This window comes from Nitrospirillum amazonense (assembly GCF_029594735.1).
Taxonomy (GTDB): domain Bacteria; phylum Pseudomonadota; class Alphaproteobacteria; order Azospirillales; family Azospirillaceae; genus Nitrospirillum; species Nitrospirillum amazonense.
The window spans coordinates 1-1,251 of the sequence record NZ_JARPAF010000026.1; the positions used below are offsets into that span (position 1 = coordinate 1).

Below are 1,251 nucleotides of genomic sequence, written 5' to 3' on the forward strand. Positions count from 1 at the left end.
TGGTGGTCGGGGAAGGTGGCGCGCTCGGCGCGCGTGCGGGTGAAGCCCGCCACGGTCGTGGTCTTGGCGACGGCGGTTTCCGCCGCCAGCTCGTCCTCGCTGGCGCTGGCCTCCAGTTCCTCGAACTGCAGGGCCAACTGATCGACCAGCCGCGCCGACCGTTCCGAGCGCTGGCCATAAACCTGGCGCTCCAGCTGGGCGATCCGCAGCTTCTGGTGCGCGATCAGGGCCAGGTCTTCCGACGCCTTGGCCCGCGCCACCGCCAGTTCCGCAGCCGCTTCCAGCGCCTGCGCGCGCGCCATCACCAGTGCTGCTTTCAGCGCATCGATGTCGTCCGGCAAGGGAGCATGATCGGTATCCATGACGCTGAGTGAATCATGAATCCGCCCCCACCGCTCCTGGAAAGTGGTGCTGTCCGACCCTCATCCCGCACTGGTTGGCCGCCAGGTGTGCCGGGGGTTCCGCCAGTCGATGCCGTCGAGCAGGTAGGCCAGTTGCGCCGCCGATATGCCGACCACGCCATCGGCCGGCGACGGCCACAGGAAGCGCCCCTTCTCCAGCCGCTTCGCATAAAGCGACATGCCCAGACCGTCATGCCACAGGATCTTGATCAGATCGCCCCGGCCGCCCCGGAAGACGTAAAGGTCACCGGCGTGCGGATCGCGCCCCAGCGCCTCCTGAACCTGCAGGGCCAAGCCGGTCATCCCCCGCCGCATGTCCGTCCGGCCCACCGCCAGCCAGACCCGCACACCCGACGGCACCGGGATCATCGCCGCTCCAGAACGTCGAGCACACGGCGGAGCGCCTTGCCCTCAACCGCGGCGTCAACCCGAAGGCGGTAGCCGTTCGGCAACTCGATCTCGATCCGCCCAGCATCCGCCGGTGCCGACTTCTTCTCGTCGCTTTGCGCGTCCGTGATCGTCACCGGCAGCAACGCGGGGCCGTCCTCACACGTGGGAGCCAGCAAACCGTCGCCATACTGCCGCCGCCAGATGAACAGCTGGTTGGTGTTCACGTCGTAACGACGCGCGACAACCGAAGCCGATGCGCCAGGCTCGAACGACGCCGCCACGATCTCCCGCTTCAGCGCTTCACTCCACGTCCGACGCCGGCGCTTGCCGCCCATCGTGTCCATTATCCCACTCGTGGACACTTCACACCCTCACAGGCCAGATCTCCTGCCATCTTCAGCGAGCGGTATCACAGATGGAAGGCGGCCCTCAGCGGAGGGGTACAGAAGGTGAGCCAGGT

The 1,251-nt window shown here is 67.3% G+C and carries 3 protein-coding genes; all 3 read right to left on the minus strand.

Going from position 1 to position 1,251, the window contains the following annotated elements; translation table 11 throughout:
* Positions 1–362: IS66 family transposase (locus P5F91_RS29815; protein WP_422394510.1), on the minus strand; the 362-nt coding region annotated here is incomplete at its 3' end.
* A gap of 60 nt (positions 363–422) precedes the next feature.
* The gene (gene tnpB / locus P5F91_RS29820; RefSeq protein WP_277909159.1) at positions 423–770 is read right to left on the minus strand and encodes an IS66 family insertion sequence element accessory protein TnpB; all 348 of its coding nucleotides are present in this window, start codon (positions 768–770) and stop codon (positions 423–425) included.
* Positions 767–1,126, minus strand: coding sequence for an IS66-like element accessory protein TnpA (tnpA, locus tag P5F91_RS29825; RefSeq protein ID WP_277909160.1), 360 nt, complete (start codon positions 1,124–1,126; stop codon positions 767–769). The genes tnpB and tnpA overlap by 4 nt, the downstream gene beginning before the upstream one ends.
* Between the last annotated feature and the right edge of the window lie 125 nt (positions 1,127–1,251).